This window comes from Thiopseudomonas sp. SA1F2-1K (genome assembly GCF_057443035.1).
Map to the genome: position 1 here is coordinate 473934 of NZ_CM172014.1, position 16184 is coordinate 490117.

15 protein-coding genes are annotated in these 16184 nt (G+C 42.4%); 9 read left to right on the forward strand and 6 right to left on the reverse strand.

Features of this window, described 5'->3' with window-relative positions:
* Nucleotides 1-157: 157 nt before the first annotated feature.
* The 5 genes from AC2T15_RS02265 (at nucleotide 158) to AC2T15_RS02285 (ending at nucleotide 5347) form a co-directional block, all read left to right on the forward strand.
* A complete protein-coding gene (locus AC2T15_RS02265) occupies nucleotides 158-1273 on the forward strand; it encodes a glycosyltransferase (protein WP_486778636.1) in 1116 nt (371 codons plus the stop codon).
* Between the two features lie 3 nt (nucleotides 1274-1276).
* The gene (gene wecB, locus AC2T15_RS02270) at nucleotides 1277-2410 is read left to right on the forward strand and encodes a non-hydrolyzing UDP-N-acetylglucosamine 2-epimerase (RefSeq protein ID WP_486778637.1); all 1134 of its coding nucleotides are present in this window, start codon (nucleotides 1277-1279) and stop codon (nucleotides 2408-2410) included.
* 65 nt (nucleotides 2411-2475) lie between these two features.
* Nucleotides 2476-3474 (forward strand): EpsG family protein, encoded by a 999-nt coding sequence (locus AC2T15_RS02275; protein WP_486778638.1) that lies wholly within the window; start codon nucleotides 2476-2478, stop codon nucleotides 3472-3474.
* Nucleotides 3471-4568, forward strand: a complete 1098-nt coding sequence (locus AC2T15_RS02280; protein WP_486778639.1) for a glycosyltransferase family protein — start codon at nucleotides 3471-3473, stop codon at nucleotides 4566-4568. The genes AC2T15_RS02275 and AC2T15_RS02280 overlap by 4 nt, the downstream gene beginning before the upstream one ends.
* Nucleotides 4568-5347: a glycosyltransferase family 2 protein gene (locus tag AC2T15_RS02285; RefSeq protein WP_486778640.1), complete on the forward strand. Its 780-nt coding sequence runs from the start codon at nucleotides 4568-4570 to the stop codon at nucleotides 5345-5347. The genes AC2T15_RS02280 and AC2T15_RS02285 overlap by 1 nt, the downstream gene beginning before the upstream one ends.
* Nucleotides 5348-5425: 78 nt before the next feature.
* Here AC2T15_RS02285 and AC2T15_RS02290 read toward each other — a convergent pair whose 3' ends face one another.
* On the reverse strand, nucleotides 5426-6730 hold the full coding sequence (locus tag AC2T15_RS02290) for a sugar transferase (RefSeq protein WP_486778641.1): 1305 nt from the start codon (nucleotides 6728-6730) through the stop codon (nucleotides 5426-5428).
* Nucleotides 6731-7150: 420 nt separating this feature from the next.
* Between AC2T15_RS02290 and AC2T15_RS02295 the strand changes: the two genes are divergently transcribed.
* The 3 genes from AC2T15_RS02295 to AC2T15_RS02305 are packed head-to-tail and all read left to right on the forward strand — an operon-like array spanning nucleotide 7151 to nucleotide 9324.
* Entirely contained in the window at nucleotides 7151-7633 is a 483-nt protein-coding gene (locus AC2T15_RS02295; RefSeq protein WP_486778642.1) for a hypothetical protein, read from the forward strand.
* A 52-nt stretch (nucleotides 7634-7685) separates the two neighbouring features.
* Nucleotides 7686-8876: an NAD(P)/FAD-dependent oxidoreductase gene (locus AC2T15_RS02300; RefSeq protein WP_286596684.1), complete on the forward strand. Its 1191-nt coding sequence runs from the start codon at nucleotides 7686-7688 to the stop codon at nucleotides 8874-8876.
* A gap of 10 nt (nucleotides 8877-8886) precedes the next feature.
* Nucleotides 8887-9324, forward strand: a complete 438-nt coding sequence (locus tag AC2T15_RS02305) for a helical membrane plugin domain-containing protein (RefSeq protein WP_053101307.1) — start codon at nucleotides 8887-8889, stop codon at nucleotides 9322-9324.
* 840 nt (nucleotides 9325-10164) lie between these two features.
* Here the strand turns inward: AC2T15_RS02305 and AC2T15_RS02310 are convergent.
* The 5 genes from AC2T15_RS02310 to gatC form a co-directional block, all read right to left on the reverse strand.
* Complete coding sequence (locus AC2T15_RS02310) at nucleotides 10165-10899, reverse strand: PIN domain-containing protein (protein ID WP_486778643.1); 735 nt, start codon at nucleotides 10897-10899, stop codon at nucleotides 10165-10167.
* Nucleotides 10900-11248: 349 nt separating this feature from the next.
* Nucleotides 11249-11602 (reverse strand): septal ring lytic transglycosylase RlpA family protein, encoded by a 354-nt coding sequence (locus AC2T15_RS02315; RefSeq protein ID WP_486778644.1) that lies wholly within the window; start codon nucleotides 11600-11602, stop codon nucleotides 11249-11251.
* 70 nt (nucleotides 11603-11672) lie between these two features.
* Nucleotides 11673-13118: an Asp-tRNA(Asn)/Glu-tRNA(Gln) amidotransferase subunit GatB gene (gatB, locus tag AC2T15_RS02320; RefSeq protein ID WP_486778645.1), complete on the reverse strand. Its 1446-nt coding sequence runs from the start codon at nucleotides 13116-13118 to the stop codon at nucleotides 11673-11675.
* Between the two features lie 12 nt (nucleotides 13119-13130).
* Nucleotides 13131-14582: an Asp-tRNA(Asn)/Glu-tRNA(Gln) amidotransferase subunit GatA gene (gene gatA, locus AC2T15_RS02325; protein ID WP_053101314.1), complete on the reverse strand. Its 1452-nt coding sequence runs from the start codon at nucleotides 14580-14582 to the stop codon at nucleotides 13131-13133.
* A 12-nt stretch (nucleotides 14583-14594) separates the two neighbouring features.
* The gene (gatC, locus tag AC2T15_RS02330) at nucleotides 14595-14882 is read right to left on the reverse strand and encodes an Asp-tRNA(Asn)/Glu-tRNA(Gln) amidotransferase subunit GatC (RefSeq protein WP_053103530.1); all 288 of its coding nucleotides are present in this window, start codon (nucleotides 14880-14882) and stop codon (nucleotides 14595-14597) included.
* A gap of 241 nt (nucleotides 14883-15123) precedes the next feature.
* Between gatC and AC2T15_RS02335 the strand changes: the two genes are divergently transcribed.
* Entirely contained in the window at nucleotides 15124-16167 is a 1044-nt protein-coding gene (locus tag AC2T15_RS02335; protein ID WP_053101318.1) for a rod shape-determining protein, read from the forward strand.
* Nucleotides 16168-16184 lie beyond the last annotated feature (17 nt).

The following is a 16184-nucleotide window of genomic DNA, read 5'->3' on the forward strand; positions in this document are numbered from 1 at the left end:
AGAGTGGATAGAGTTAATCCAAATTGGAGTCAATGAGTTGGTGTGGCTAAGATAGTAAAAGGTTGTGACGGGAGAGTAATTAAAGATAAAAGTCAGACTTATGGTAGAGTAGCTGTTGCAAAGGCCGCTGTTGAAAAGCTAAAAGAGAGAGTTCTAAGTGACTAGATTGTTAATAGTAGGATTGCCATTTTTTCCACATAAATATGATTATGTAACTGATTCTTATAAAGCCATTGGAGTTAATGCTAAAGTATTGTTGAATAGTGATTATAATGTTGCTTTGGCAGGAAAAGATTTTATTGAGTTTGCTGGTAGGAATAAGTTTAAAAGAGTTGCTTCATATTTTTTTATGATCAAGAGATTTAGGCCAAAGTATTTGGATTGCTATGATTACTCTATTTTGTCACTTTTTTACTTAATAGTGGCAAAAATATTTAAGGTGAAATCTCGTTATTGGTTAATTGGTGGAGAGCTTATTGGTGATAGTCAAGATTTAAATAAGAAAAATTTTAAATCTAGTGCCTTGATTAAAATTAAAATGTGTTTTTCTAGAGTTTGTTTAAGGGTGGCAGATACTATTTATGCAAAAGAGCATCATCAGTTAAAAACAATAGAGCGGATTAATAAAGGTCTTTTATCGAAGACTATTAGTATTTATAATTGTGTACCTGTAGATGGTAGGTTTCGTAAAGCTGATGATTTGAACTATAAGATAGATTTTTTATACGCAAATGCTGTAATTGAAAAAAGAAATGTAATAGAGCTTTTAGAGGCATTTTCAAAACTAAAAGAAAATAAGTCGGAGTTTTCTGCCTCTATATACGGATTTAATTCTATTTCTAATGATGTGTATGCACCCAGAGGTTTAGAATACTCTTCTAAAGCCATTAGTATTTATAATAAGCTTGACTTAAAAAAGTATGTTAGTGTTTTTGGATTTACAAAAGACATAAAAAATGTCATGAAAATTAGCAAGTTTTTTATTTTGCCAGCAGATAATATACTTGCAAATTATGCATTATTGGAGTCTATGGCTGTAGGAGTAGTTCCAATAGTTTATGCAGGTGATGGGTATGAAGTGATAGTAAAAAATAAAGAAAATGGGCTAGTTGCTTATAGCTTAGATGAGCTATCTTTCGTTTTAGAAAAAGCAATAAATATGAGTGATGAGGAGTACTTAAAAATGTCACATGCAGCTCAAGAGACTATCAAAAACAAATTTTCTCTTGCAGTATGGCAGAGTAAGCTGAGTCAAAACCTGACATTGGAATAAAAAATGAAGATATTATCCGTTTTTGGAACTCGTCCTGAAGCTATTAAAATGGCTCCGCTTGTAAAGGCTTTGGAAGCAGATGAGTTTTTTGAATCTAAAGTGTGTGTAACGGCTCAGCATCGTGAAATGTTAGATCAGGTTTTAGATTTATTTGAAATTCAACCTGATTACGATTTAAATTTAATGAAAAAAGAGCAAGATTTGTATGATATTACTTCTGCAGTTTTGCTTGGTCTACGGGATATACTCAAAGATTTTCAGCCAGGCATGGTACTAGTCCATGGTGATACAGCTACTACCTTTGCAGCTGCTTTGGCTGCGTTTTATCAGCAGATTCCTATTGGGCATATAGAGGCAGGTTTACGCACAGGCAGTTTATATTCACCCTGGCCAGAAGAAGCTAATCGCGTATTGACGGGGCGTTTAGCAGCTTTACATTTTGCTCCTACTGAGAGAAATCGTAATGCGTTGTTACGCGAACATATTAGTGATGAAGTAATCATAGTAACAGGCAATACTGTTATTGATGCTTTGCAGTGGATGATTAAAAAAATTAATTTATCTAGCGAGTTAAGAAGTAGTATTAATATACAGCTGAGTACAGCTGGCTTGGATATAAATATATTACAAAGTTGTTATGTTTTAGTTACTGGGCATCGTCGTGAGAATTTTGGGAAGGGTTTTGAAAGTATTTGTGCTGCTTTGCATGATTTAGCGACTGCTAATCCTGAAATTAATTTTATTTATCCTGTACATTTAAACCCTAATGTACAAGGTCCAGTTAAACGTTTGTTAGGTGGACTCTCAAATATTCATTTGATTAAGCCTCTTGGATATGAACCTTTTGTATATCTTATGAAAAAATCTTACTTGGTGCTTACAGATAGCGGAGGAATTCAGGAGGAGGCACCCAGTTTAGGTAAGCCTGTTTTAGTAATGAGAGAAACAACAGAGAGACCTGAAGCAGTTGATGCTGGAACTGTAATGTTATTGGGTACAGATTCTAATAGAATAGTTAACTCTGTCCAAGAATTATTAGATAATAAATCTTTATATATGAAAATGTCACAAGCCCATAACCCATATGGTGATGGGAAGTCTTGTGAGCGTATAATTACTTATCTAAAAAGCTTATAAAATGTTGCCTTACATAATTCTCAGTTTTTTAGTAGCATTTTTTATGCTATTTGATAAATCTAGATTTGAAAAAAAATATTTCATTTAATTGTTTTTTTATGATGATTTTTTCTGGATTTAGATTTGGAGGGACTGGTACTGGAGATTATAATGCATACCTTGAGCTTTATAATGCTATTGTAGATTTTAATGATGTTTTAAATCCAAAAGTTCATGCTGAAATAGGTTTTAGATTTTTAAGTTATATTGGTAATGGTTTAGAGTTAAAGAGTTATTATATTATTTTTATAATGACTTTTCTATCTGTTTTTTTGGTCAGTAAGTTGATTTATAAGCTGTCACCTTATCCTTTTTTATCATTGCTAGTTTTCCTTCCTTTCTTCTTTACTTTTACCATGCAGACATCAAGAGCAGCAGTTGCTGCTGCTTTTGGTATGCACTTTATCTATAGATTTATTCATAAAGACTTTAAGATTTCAATAATTTACTTGCTTTTAGCAATTAGCTTTCATTATTCAGCATTAATATTGGTTTTCTTACTGTATTTTTCACTTAAGTCCTTAATGTGCTTTCTAGTTGTTGGTGTTTTTATTGGTGTTTTTGGTGATCCATTTGCTTTACTAATAAATTTTTTTGAGTTTTTGGGTTTTTTTAGGATTTCTGATTTTTTAAGGATATATGTCAACTCTTCAGATTATGGATATCCAATGAAGCTTTATGATCCTAGAATTATTTTATCTATAATCATTGTTTTTTTGATTGTAAATTTAAAAGGTGATGCTGAGTATAGGATCAAATATTATAAGGTTTTCACTATTGGGGTGATTGTCTTATTGCTTTTTTCTAGTAACACAGCTATTGCTTTAAGAAGTAGCTATTATTTTTTGATTTTTAGCGTACTAGTAATTCCATACTTAACAGAGAAGTATAATGAAATTTATTTTTATAGGTATGGCTCAGTATGGTTGTTTAATGGGTTGTTCTTGTTGATTTATATTGTTTATCTGCTTGGCTTAATTGTAGGCTTTCAACCTTATCGATTTTTGTTTTTATATAATTCATGAAAAAGTTATTAATAATAGATACTACATATCCAATAAATACTAGAACCGAAAGATTTAAGCGGTCACTTGAGCATGAGTATGAGGTTCATACTTGTACCTGGTTAAGAAGGGGGAGAGATGTTTCTTTAGAGTTAATTGATTACTATTTTTTTAACTGTGGAAATGTAGGTTTTGGTGATAAATTTAAAAAATTATTATATCTGCCTTTATTTTGTCTTTTTGTAGTTAAAACTGCGTTTAAAGTAAAACCAAGTATTATTTTTGCGAGTCATTGGGATTCCTTGATTTGTGCAGCTGTTGTTAAAGTGATATTTTTAGGTAAAATAAAAATAGTCTATGATTGTTTAGACATGCCGACAGCATCTAGCTCTATACTTCATAAAGTTTTAAGAGGTATAGAGCGTATTAATTTAAATCTGGTAGATTTGACTATATTTGCCTCAAGACATTTTAAGCCTTTATATCCTAAAAGTATTAGAAGTACTGTTTATGAGAATTATCCCTCTAAGCTTATATTGAATAAGCAGACTGCTATGCCTAAATGGTTTAAAGATTCAGATTTAGAGATAATTAAAAATAAAAAAAGCATTTCATGGATTGGTGTTGTTCGATATTTTGATATCTTAGAAAATATACTTAAAGCCCTTGAGGGGACAGAGTGCTTTTTTTATGTTTTTGGTGATGGTCCAGATCTGAATAAGTTAAAGGATAAGGTTAAAGAGATGGGTATGTGCAATCAAGTGTTTTTCTTTGGCCGCTACTCCTCTTCAGATTTAGAGTTCATTTATGGAATTTCACAATTAGTTTGGGCCGCTTATCCAACTAAAGATTTTAATGCTTTGTATGCTATATCGAATAAGTATTTTGAGTGTTCTTATTTTAATAGAGTTCCAATTATATCTGTAAAGACAAAAATGGCTGATGGTCTAAAAAATAGTCCGAATGTTATATTGGTTGACGAGTATTCTGTTAGTGATATAAGAGATAAAGTTTTCGGATTTAAACTTCAGGCTCCATATATTAAGTACGAACCTGATGTGACATGGGAAGATAAAGAGTGTGATTTTGTTAACTATATAAAGAGGGAGTTATAATGCTGGTTTCTATTATCACGCCACTTTATAACTGCTCAACTTTTTTAGAGAGTACTATTCGCTCTATTATTGCTCAAAGCTATATTGATTGGGAGTTAGTCTTGGTTGATGATTGCTCGCAGGATAACTCTTTAGATATAGCAAATGATTATGTGGCGCAAGATAGCCGTATTAAACTCATTAAGTTGACTAAAAACTCAGGAGCTGCCGTTGCTAGAAATATAGCTATTGAAGAAGCTAGTGGTCGGTTTATCGCATTCTTAGACAGTGATGACTTATGGCATCCTCAAAAATTAGAAAAGCAAATTAATTTTATGTTAGAAAATAATTATGCTTTCTCTTACACTGCTTATGAAAAAATTAATGAGGAGGGTAAGGTTTTTGAGTATGTTGGTGCTCCGCAACAACTTAGTTATAAACAACTATTAAAAACTAATGAAATTGGTTGCTTAACTGTTATATATGACATGAAGCATCTTGGTAAGGTCTACATGCCAACTGAAACAAAGCGTGAAGACTATGCTACTTGGCTATCTATTTTGAAAAAAACTGATTATGCATATGGTATGCCTGAGATTTTAGGGCAGTATCGTGTTTATGCTAATCAATCATCAGCTAAAAAAGGAAAAATGGCTAAAGAAAACTGGAAGCTTTATCGTAATATTGAAAATCTGGGTGTGATCAAATCAGTCTATTATTTTAGTCACTATGTTATACGTGGAGTGCTAAGAACAAAATTTCCTAAATTGGCACGTATGTTAGGTGTATTGCATAAGTAATAGTTCTGATCGTTATCGCTAGTCTCTTGTAGTAGCTGCTTAACCTATAAGCATTAACGGGCTCGCTAAATATCGCCTTTAACGAGCACCAAACCCAGTCAGAATAGTTTTAACAGTCTTAGCTATAATCAGCATGTCTAGCCAAATTGAAAAGTTTTTAATGTAGTAAAAATCATGCTCAATTTTAACTTGAGTATCTTCAGCGTCTGCCGCATAGCCATGCACTACTTGTGCCCAACCAGTAATACCTGGTTTAACCACATGGCGATAAGCATAAAAGGGAATCGTTTTTTCAAACTCATCGACAAACACCCGTTGTTCAGGCCGTGGCCCAATTAAACTCATATCACCCTTTAATACGTTAATAAACTGCGGAATTTCATCTAAGCGGGTTTTACGAATAAAGTGTCCTACACGGGTAATTCGCGCATCATTGGCTTGGGCAAATTGTGCACCGTCTTTTTCAGAGTCTTTACACATGCTACGCAGCTTATACACAGTAAAGGTTTTGTCCGCTTGCCCTACGCGTTCTTGTTTAAAAAACATTGGGCCTTCGCTTTCTAATTTAATCACTACACCAGTAATTAACATGACAGGTAGCCAAACAGGTGCGGTAATTATTACCAAGCTTAGGTCAAGGATACGTTTAAAAAAGCTATAAATAGAAGAGGGTAATAAGCTACCAAATTGGTTTTCTGAGAGATGATCAATTTGTACCCGCCCTGTCAGCGCCTCAATAATATGTTGGGTATGGTAGACCGGGATTCGTGCCAAGGTGCATTGGGCTAAAAAACGTTGCCATTCGGCATTTAATTCGGGGGTATGTAAATCTGCAATTACCCCATCAAAACGACGGTTGCCAAGATTAGGAGAAGAAAGCATAGTAAAGTTAGCACGATAATCTGACTTTAAAGTACTTGCTCTTCCAAAAGGAACAACTGCAAATTTTTTTCGGTTAAGTTTTCGGTTTAAGTAGGCTGTAAGTAAGATCCATAAGCACTGAAAGACTAAAGAAATAGCAATGACAGGGCGAGAATAAGACTCTTCTCTAGCCATAATAAAGTATGTGATCAGTATTCCCCAACACCCTAAGGCCGTAGATATAGAGTAAGCAACATGATTATTGCCTGGCACCGCCTGAAATTTTTTTGAAATAAAAAAGCTACTCATAAATGCAAAAAAAACGGCACTAATGCTGTTAACGACAGTAATAGTTGGATTAATAAAAATATTGTTCATTCCCCAAACTAGAATAGCAGGGCCTAAACAAATAAAGAGTGTGCCCATTCCAACTTGGAAGAGGGTACTAAATAAAATAACCTCATACCAACGAGAGTGACGGCGATGAAAGTGGGTAGTCATAAGAGTTTCACGGTTAATCAATAATACTGAGCTTCAGTAAAGTAGGCAGTTTTTGGCTATTGTTATAGCTCTCAATTAGGCAACAATCTTACCTGAAAGATTAGAAAATAACCTTAAAAAGCACGCCAACAGCAGATAGATAGCCATCCTTTAGTGAATGATATTTATTATCATTTCTTTATGGGTGAGCTACAGACATTAACGCAGGGGTATTGTTCAGTTACTGTAAAACTACGTCGTGCCGGATTTAGTCCGGCATCTCAGGAGCCAATGCACGGCCATGAACCCAAACCTATTAAAGCAGTACAAACGCATCTACCCATAAATAGATACTTTTATCTTTCAGCCCATTACTTATGACTTAAGTCTAGCGCTGGCAGGTGTCTTATAACCATTTTCCTGTGCTAGGGTAAAAGCAAATAAAAACCCATGGGTCACGCTATGCCAACCCCAACAACGATCAATGCACTGCAGTTAACCAAGCACTACGCAGCACAAGTGCGGCGGGATAAAACATTAACCCTAGAACCGCCAAACAGCCTGCTGCGAACAGAACTGCAAGTGCCCGACGTACCTGGGACCCAGCTCACCCTTGAAGCACACATAGTAAAAGGCAAACTGCAGGCACTGGGTTATCGCATTCGCAGTTGTAGTCTAGGTCAAGCCGCATTAGGCATTTTACTGCAATACCATCAAGGCTTAACCCTAGCGCAACTGACCCAAGCCCAGCAGCAACTGACGGATGTCTTAGCGGGCACGCTGACTGACGTTAGCCAACTGATTTGGCCAGAGTTAGCGCTGTTTGCCGATGCCGTCACCTTAACTGAGCGTCACCCGGTAGCTTTGCTGCCTTTTAATGGATTAATCCAACTCTTTACCCAAGTTCAAACACAGGAGTTATCAGCCAACCCATCACTTACTTAATCCTTGCGCCAATCAATAACAACAAAAATAGCCCTTATCTAGGAGCGCCCATATGAAACAACATATTATCGTCGTCGGTGGCGGAATTGGTGGCACCATGACTGCCAACAGTTTGGTCAACAAACTCTACCCAGAGGTGGTATCCGGCAAAGTACGCATTAGCTTGGTCTCCAATAGCCCCTGGCATTACTACAAGCCAGCATTTATGTATGTTGCCTTTGGTGCCTTTTATAAAAATGAACTGCGTCGTCCCCAGGCCTCGCTGTTACGCCCCGAAATTAACTTTATCCTGGATGAAGTAGAAAACTTTGAATTTAGCCATAGTCGATTACGGATGAAATCGGGCAAGCACCAAGACTACGATTACTTAGTGGTTTCAACGGGCTGTATTCCTGCACCAGAACGGATTGAAGGCCTTAAAGAGGCGGGTGATCATTTCTACCAACATGCCCCAGCACGCCAACTCTATGAAAAGCTGTGCACCATTGAAAAAGGCCGAATTTTTATTGGCGTAACCTTCCCCGAAACCCCGAACGTACCCCACCAGTGCGGCATTGCCCCGATTGAAACTACTCTCATGCTGGATGAGTTTTTACGTAAGCGCGGGGTGCGCGATCAAATTGAATTGGTGTATACCTATCCCACCGTGTCGCAGCTGATACGCAATTGCTTGTTTTTACAGAAAGACACCTGCGAAATTCTACCGACGATTTTTGATTCCAAAGGCATTAAATATCAACGGGGCTTTACTCTGGCTAAGGTCGATGCCGAGCGTAAAGTAGCAATCTCTGCCGAAGGGGATGAACAAGACTTTGATATTTTAATGCAAACCCCACCGATTCGAGCGGTGGATGCAGTGCTAAATTCAGGCGTTTCCCAGGCACCGAACAACGAAGGCTGGTTGCCGACTGATCGTCACAGCTTGCAATTAGAAGGCTTTGAAAATGTTTTTGTGATGGGCGATACCGTTGATTTACCGATCAGTAAAGCCGGAGGCAGTTGCCATAACCAATCGCCTGTGGTGTGCAACAACATCGCGGGACTGATTCGTTTAGGGCAAACCGTGGCCGAGTACGACGGTAAGGTTCAAGCCATTGCCCAGATGGGCCTCGAGGCAGGAATGCCGCTGTGGTATGACTACGATGAGGACGTTAAACCCACGCCACCAACCAAAATTGGTGGGTTGATGCGTAAAGCCTTTAACCGAGGCGTGTATTGGTCTGTAGCCCGTGGGCTGGTATAAGGAGTCTGCTATGTCTGAAGTTGATCGTCATCATCCATTAGAAAGCTTGCTGTGCAATGCGCCTGAGCTACAAGATCCCGCTACGTTGGCCGGCTTAGCTGAATTGATTGGCAAGTTAACGCCGTTAATTCAGGGTAACCGCTTACATAATATTGTGGATTTAGTTGCTGCCACCTCCGATGTGATTGAGATGAGCGATGATGCCATGGTGCAAAAGCTGATGGCTCTCTATGAGGAAAGCATCGGTAACCTATGGAATCTCAGCAACACCTTACGCTACGCTGCTGCCCAAGCCGCTGCAGAAGCCAATCCACCCAGCCTATGGCAAAGTGTGCGCCGTTTAAATGGCGATGCCGATGTGCGCCGCGGGATGGATCTGGTACTGAATGTACTCGCCCAGCTGGGCAAACAAGCACACAACCAACACCAACCCTTGCCTGAAGATTAATCCACTGTTTCTTGCTTAGGTGCCGGACTTCTGTCCGGCCTTTGCTTAATTGACTAACCAGCGCAAGTTGTTGATAGGTGTGCCTGCATGGATCCCGGGTCAAGCCCGGGAAGACGGGTGAAGGTGCGCAAACTTAAAATCGTCGTGCCGGACTTGAGCCAGTTTATGTTCGTCGTGCCGGACTTGATCCGGCATCTACTTAATTGACTAACCAGCGCAAGTTGTTGATAGGTGTGTAGGCATGGATCCCGGGTCAAGCCCGGGAAGACGGGTGAAGGTGCGCAAACTTAAAATCGTCGTGCCGGACCTGAGCCAGTTTATGTTCGTCGTGCCGGACTTGATCCGGCATCTACTTAATTGACTAACCAGCGCAAGTTGTTGATAGGTGTGTAGGCATGGATCCCGGGTCAAGCCCGGGAAGACGGGTGAAGGTGCGCAAACTTAAAATCGTCGTGCCGGACTTGAGCCAGTTTATGTTCGTCGTGCCGGACTTGATCCGGCATCTCGAGAACCCAAGCAAGGTCTGTAGCCAATCTACATGGATCCCGGGTCAAGCCCGGGAAGACGGATGAAGGGGCGCAAACTTAAAATCGTTGTGCCGGACCTGAGCCAGTTTATGTTCGTCGTGCCGGACCTGATCCGGCATCTCGAGAACCCAAGCAAGGTCTGTAGCCAATCTACATGGATCCCGGGTCAAGCCCGGGAAGACGGATGAAGGGGCGCAAACCTAAAATCGTTGTGCCGGACCTGAGCCAGTTTATGTTCGTCGTGCCGGACTTGATCCGGCATCTACTTAATTTTTGTGTATAGAAGCTACACCCTATTTAGCACCTGCCTAGATCACTCGTTAGCGATAAATTGTTGTAGCAGAGTATTGTTATAAACGACTTGACTGCCATTGAATGTAACGATTTTGTTTTGTAAAAGTGCGTTAAGCACAATCTTTTCTTCATTATTTTTTAGCTGGCACTGACTACGAATGGCGTTAAGTAGTGACTCCTGTTTTGCTGGTCTAGCCTTGGGGTACTGCATTAGTCGGCCGCAAAAAGTTTTTAGGCGTTGCATGGTAAGACTGGTTTCAATTGCACTATTTTTCTTATTGGCAGTGGGAGCGGCAGCCGATATTTTTTTCACCCCAATGCGCTCCGCTGGTATGTCTTGGCTGATAAGAAGGTTCACCACATGGTCTAGATCTGTATCATCCGATAAAATCACAAACTCGGTATGAGGCGGCATTTCATTCATCAGGCTGCCAGCAAAAAAAGCGATACCAAAATCTGCCGAATTCTTACCTTTAGTCGTCATCTGGATAACTTTTAAACGACCTTGATTAATTGTTTGGTTTAAAGGCAGTAACCAGTCGAGCGGTATTTTGGCAGTGCTTTGTGCATAGCAAATAACCACTCGAGTAAAAGCCGCAAGATTTTCGTGAATATGCTGAATTTGATTGGGGCAGTTCTCTAAATCAATCAGCAGTACTTTCGAGGCGGTATTGTTGCCTTCGAAATCAAAAGAAGATTCAGTAATCGCTGGGCTAGCCGGTTCACCGGTTAAAGCAATAGCTGTTGGTAGCATAAGATCTATCCCTGAGTTATACAGAAGAGGACGCAGCTCTCTTGTTAGCTAAAGAATTTTTCACAGTTAATATCTGGCGCTTAGTTTAATAGTCACAGTCAGCCAGAGGTTAGCAAGTGTTACAGTTGTTCATTCGCTATGTTGAGCCAGATTTGCTGCCTTGGACGTTGGCGCATACCCCAGTGCTTGGCCAAGGTTGCGCCGACTAGAAGCCGAGGATATACATTTAGGCGAGTTCAGAGACATCAGTAGCACGTAGCTAGCCAATGGCTAGCTGTGTTTGCTAAAGCGCAAATAGCATCAAGTTTGCACTTATGCGCTCTACGGATAGTTTAGCTAGACAGAAAACCTAACGTATCACTTGCACCTGAACCGGGGCTAAGCCGGCGCTGTGCAAGCCAATTTCTTTGGCCGCTTGTTTAGATACATCAATAATACGTCCTTTAGCATAAGGACCACGGTCATTAATACGTACCACCACACTCTTTTTAGTGCGTAAATTGGTGACCTTGACCTTAGTACCAAACGGCAGAGAAGGGTGCGCTGCAGTCAACGCATTTTGATTAAAGCGCTCACCACTGGCGGTAGGGTTGCCGTGGAAGCGATCACCGTACCAAGAGGCGGTGCCTTTAAGGGAGTGACTAGAAGAGGCAAACGCCGATGTAGAAAGACAAACACACAATAATAAAATAAAGCGAGTCATGAATTATCCTGCGAACTTGAATAGGGCGATGCCAAGCCAACCCTTAGTGGGCGTGCTTGGCATCGTTTTTTCAGTCTTCGAGTTTTTTCTTGAGCAACTCGTTAACTTGCTGTGGGTTAGCCTTGCCTTTAGAGGCGCGCATCGCCTGACCCACGAAAAAGCCGAACATTTTTCCGCGGCGATTTTCGTCAGCGGAGCGGTATTGTTCCACTTGATCGGCATTGGCTGCAAGCATTTCATCAATTAAGGCATCAATTGCACCACTGTCGGTGACCTGTTTTAGCCCACGTTTTTCGATCACTTGGTCGGCATCACCTTCGCCTGCGGCCATAGCTTCGAGCACGGTTTTGGCGATTTTTCCGGAGATCGTATTGTCTAGGATACGTCGCAGCATCCCCCCTAACTGCGCGGCTGAGACCGGTGACTCGGCAATTTCTAAATTGTCTTTATTCAGCAAACTTGAGAGCTCGCCCATCACCCAGTTGGCAGCCAATTTAGCGTCGCCACAGACCTGTTGAGTTTGTTCAAAATAATCGGCCATTTCCCGACTAGCGGCAAGCACATGGGCATCATATTCCGATAAACCAAACTCAGCTTGGAAGCGCTGGCGCTTTTCTTGCGGTAACTCAGGCAGTTGGGTTTTAAGTTCGGTTAAAAAATCTCGCTCAATCACTACCGGTAGCAAGTCTGGGCAGGGGAAGTAGCGGTAATCATTGGCTTCTTCTTTACTGCGCATAGAGCGGGTTTCGTTTTTGGCGGGATCATAGAGACGGGTTTCTTGGGTGATACTGCCACCGTCTTCTAAAATCTCAATTTGGCGCTGGATTTCAGTATTAATCGCCCGCTCAATAAAACGGAACGAGTTAACGTTTTTAATCTCAGTGCGGGTACCAAACTCCGCCTGCCCCTTAGGCCGAATGGATACGTTACAGTCGCAGCGCAGCGAACCTTCGGCCATGTTGCCATCGCAGATGCCCAGATAGCGCACTAAGGCGTGGATCGCGCGCACATAAGCCACTGCTTCCTTGGCGCTACGAATATCAGGCTCTGAGACAATCTCTAACAGCGGGGTACCGGCGCGGTTAAGGTCGATACCGGTCATGCCATTAAAGTCTTCGTGCAAGCTTTTACCGGCGTCCTCTTCGAGGTGAGCACGGGTTATGCCAATGCGCTTGACGGTGCCGTCGTCGAGGGTGATGTCCATGTGGCCTTTGCCGACAATGGGATCATCCATCTGACTGGTCTGATAGCCTTTGGGTAAATCTGGATAGAAGTAGTTTTTGCGGGCAAAAATATTACGCTCGGCAATTTCAGCATCAACTGCTAAACCAAACATGCAGGCCATGCGCACTGCTTCTTGGTTAAGCACCGGTAAGGTGCCGGGCATAGCGAGATCAATGAGGCTGGCTTGGGTGTTAGGCTCGGCACCAAAGGTGGTATCGGAGCCTGAAAAAATCTTAGTTTTGGTGGCGAGCTGTGCGTGAATCTCCAGCCCGATTACGGTTTCCCATTGCATGTAACGTGCTCCTTAGAATCCCGCTGGCGCTTGTGTGTGCCAGTCAGTCGCTTGTTGGTATTGATGGGCGATATTTAACAGACGACCTTCCTGGAAGTACGGCGCCATTAGTTGCACGCCAACGGGTAAGCCATCAATAAAGCCCGCAGGCATAGAAAGTGCAGGAACGCCAGCTAAGTTGGCGGTGGCGGTGTAAATGTCTTCTAAGTAAGCCGAGACCGGATCATCGGTTTTGGCGCCCAGTTTCCACGCCAGGTTAGGCGTAGTTGGGCTTAAAATAACGTCTACTTGATTAAAGGCGGCCAACAAATCGTTTTTGATCAGACGACGCAGGCGCTGGGCTTTTACATAGTAGGCATCGTAGTAGCCGGTAGACAGCACGTAGGTACCCACCATAATTCGGCGCTTCACTTCAGCACCAAAGGCCTCACCACGGGAGCGCTTATACAAATCTTCTAGGTTAGCGGGGTTGTCACAGCGATAGCCAAAACGCACACCGTCAAAACGTGCCAGGTTAGTTGAAGCCTCAGCCGGAGCGATCACATAGTAAGCTGCCACTGAATGCTCTACATGGGGTAACGAAATATCTTTAACTTCAGCCCCTTGCTGCTTTAACCACTCGACTACCGCCAGGGTTTGATCGGCGATTTGACTGTTGAGCTCGCTGCTAAAAAACTCTTTAGGTAGGCCAACTCGTAAACCGGCTAATGGCTGATTAAGCGCTGCGCTGTAATCTTCGTTAGGTTGCTCGGCACTGGTTGAGTCGCGCTGATCAAAGCCAGCCATTGCCGTTAACAACAGGGCGCAGTCTTCAGCGGTACGAGCCAGCGGGCCGGCCTGATCGAAACTAGAGGCATAAGCCACCATCCCCCAGCGCGACACACGGCCATAGGTAGGCTTGATCCCCGTTAAGTTATTAAAGGCTGCCGGTTGGCGAATAGAGCCGCCGCTGTCGCTGCCGGTAGCTGCTGGAATTAAGCGCGCAGCCACTGCGGCTGCACTGCCACCGGAAGAGCCACCAGGGACATGCTCAAGGTTCCACGGGTTTTTTACCGAACCATAAAAGCTGGTCTCGTTGGATGAACCCATGGCGAACTCATCCATATTTAGCTTGCCTAGGCTGACGGTGCCGGCGGCATTGAGTTTTTCCACCACAGTGGCGTTATAGGGGGCAATAAAGTTATCCAGCATTTTGGAGGCGCAGCTGGTTTTTACCCCTTGGGTACAAAATAAATCTTTATGGGCTAAGGGCGCGCCCAATAAAGGGCCTTGCTCGCCGGCGGCTAAGCGCTGATCAGCTTGCTTGGCTTGAGCTAAGGCGCTGTCTTCCGACAGCGTAATAAAGCTATTTAATTGAGGATCCAGTTGCTTAATTCGCTGCAGTAGATGTTGAGTAATCTCAGTTGAGGAAAACTCTTTGGCAGCGAGGGCGCGAGTGATTTCGGCCAAAGTCAGTTGGTGCATTCTGCAGTCCTTTTATTCGATTACTTGGGGAACGAGGTACAGGCCTTCAGCAGTTGCTGGCGCGAGCTGCTGGTATTCATCGCGATGGTTATGTTCAGTAACAGTATCGGCACGCAGGCGTTGGGTTATTTCTAGAGGGTTAGCCAGCGGCTCGATACCGGTGGTGTCTACCCCTTGCATGGTTTTGAGTAAACCGATGATTTGATTAAGTGAGGCAGTGGCTGGAGCAATTTCAGAGTCGTCGAGTCCGAGTCTGGCTAAGTGGGCAATCGCTTCCACATTGGAGCGTTCAAGCGCCATGGAAATTCTCCTCAAAAGAAATAAAAATAATTTAAACAGGTTATATAATGAACGTGCTTAGGCAATAATAGTCATTTAAAACCGAAGTTTAATGGTTGCGTCTAGATTGCTACAATTTACCACATTGAGCGTCTTGCTCAAAAGAGTGATGGTTGCTAGAGTTTCCGATTCTTTGACGTTTGTTTTCTATCCCTTATTTTGTACGCGTTTTTGACTCGCGCGTTGTAGAGTTTTTTCAATCATGTTTAAAAAATTGCGTGGCTTGTTCTCCAGTGACTTGTCGATTGACTTGGGGACGGCTAACACCCTGATTTATATGCGCGATAAAGGTATCGTGCTCGATGAGCCGTCGGTGGTTGCGATTAAAACCGGCCGTGGTAATCAAAAAAGTGTCGTTGCAGTAGGCACCGATGCTAAACGTATGCTTGGTCGCACCCCTGGCAATATTACGGCGATTCGTCCAATGAAAGATGGCGTGATTGCTGACTTTAGCGTGTGCGGTAAAATGCTTGAATACTTTATTAATAAAGTACACGAGAACAGTTTTCTTTCGCCGAGCCCACGGGTATTGATTTGCGTACCTTGCAAATCCACTCAGGTTGAGCGCCGGGCAATTCGTGATTCAGCGCGCGATGCTGGCGCCCGCCAAGTCGTCTTAATTGAAGAGCCTATGGCGGCAGCCATTGGTGCCGGAATGCCAGTAGATGAAGCCCGCGGCTCAATGGTGGTGGATATTGGTGGCGGTACCACTGAAATTGCACTGCTATCGTTAAATGGTGTGGTGTACGCTGAATCGGTGCGCGTTGGTGGCGATCGCTTTGATGAGGCGATTATTACCTATGTTCGTCGCAATTACGGAAGTTTAATTGGTGAGGCCACTGCTGAGCGAATTAAACAAGAAATTGGTTCGGCTTTTCCATCGAGCGAAGTGCTGGAGTTCGATGTGCGTGGCCGTAACTTGGCCGAAGGTGTGCCGCGCAGTTTTACCATTAACTCCAATGAAGTACTGGAAGCCTTACAAGATTCCTTAGCACAAATTGTGCAAGCGGTGAAAAGCGCTTTAGAGCAATCGCCACCCGAGTTGGCGTCAGATATTGCTGAGCGTGGCTTAGTATTAACTGGCGGCGGTGCTTTGTTAAAAGGTATTGATCAGTTACTCTCCCAAGAAACGGGACTGCCGGTAATTGTCGCCGAAAACCCAAAAAACTGTGTGGCAATTGGTGGCGGCATTTACCTGGAAACCATGGGTAAAGATCTAGCCGATTTACTGGCTCAAGACGAGTAACTAAGCAGCTCAGTCTC

Bases quoted from the DNA above. Each gene is read 5' to 3' on its own strand.
- wecB (WP_486778637.1), top strand. From the start codon at position 1,277: ATGAAGATATTATCCGTTTTTGGAACTCGTCCTGAAGCTATTAAAATG.
- AC2T15_RS02280 (WP_486778639.1), top strand. From the start codon at position 3,471: ATGAAAAAGTTATTAATAATAGATACTACATATCCAATAAATACTAGA.
- AC2T15_RS02285 (WP_486778640.1), top strand. From the start codon at position 4,568: ATGCTGGTTTCTATTATCACGCCACTTTATAACTGCTCAACTTTTTTA.
- AC2T15_RS02295 (WP_486778642.1), top strand. From the start codon at position 7,151: ATGCCAACCCCAACAACGATCAATGCACTGCAGTTAACCAAGCACTAC.
- AC2T15_RS02300 (WP_286596684.1), top strand. From the start codon at position 7,686: ATGAAACAACATATTATCGTCGTCGGTGGCGGAATTGGTGGCACCATG.
- AC2T15_RS02305 (WP_053101307.1), top strand. From the start codon at position 8,887: ATGTCTGAAGTTGATCGTCATCATCCATTAGAAAGCTTGCTGTGCAAT.
- AC2T15_RS02310 (WP_486778643.1), bottom strand. From the start codon at position 10,899: ATGCTACCAACAGCTATTGCTTTAACCGGTGAACCGGCTAGCCCAGCG.
- AC2T15_RS02315 (WP_486778644.1), bottom strand. From the start codon at position 11,602: ATGACTCGCTTTATTTTATTATTGTGTGTTTGTCTTTCTACATCGGCG.
- gatB (WP_486778645.1), bottom strand. From the start codon at position 13,118: ATGCAATGGGAAACCGTAATCGGGCTGGAGATTCACGCACAGCTCGCC.
- gatA (WP_053101314.1), bottom strand. From the start codon at position 14,582: ATGCACCAACTGACTTTGGCCGAAATCACTCGCGCCCTCGCTGCCAAA.
- gatC (WP_053103530.1), bottom strand. From the start codon at position 14,882: ATGGCGCTTGAACGCTCCAATGTGGAAGCGATTGCCCACTTAGCCAGA.
- AC2T15_RS02335 (WP_053101318.1), top strand. From the start codon at position 15,124: ATGTTTAAAAAATTGCGTGGCTTGTTCTCCAGTGACTTGTCGATTGAC.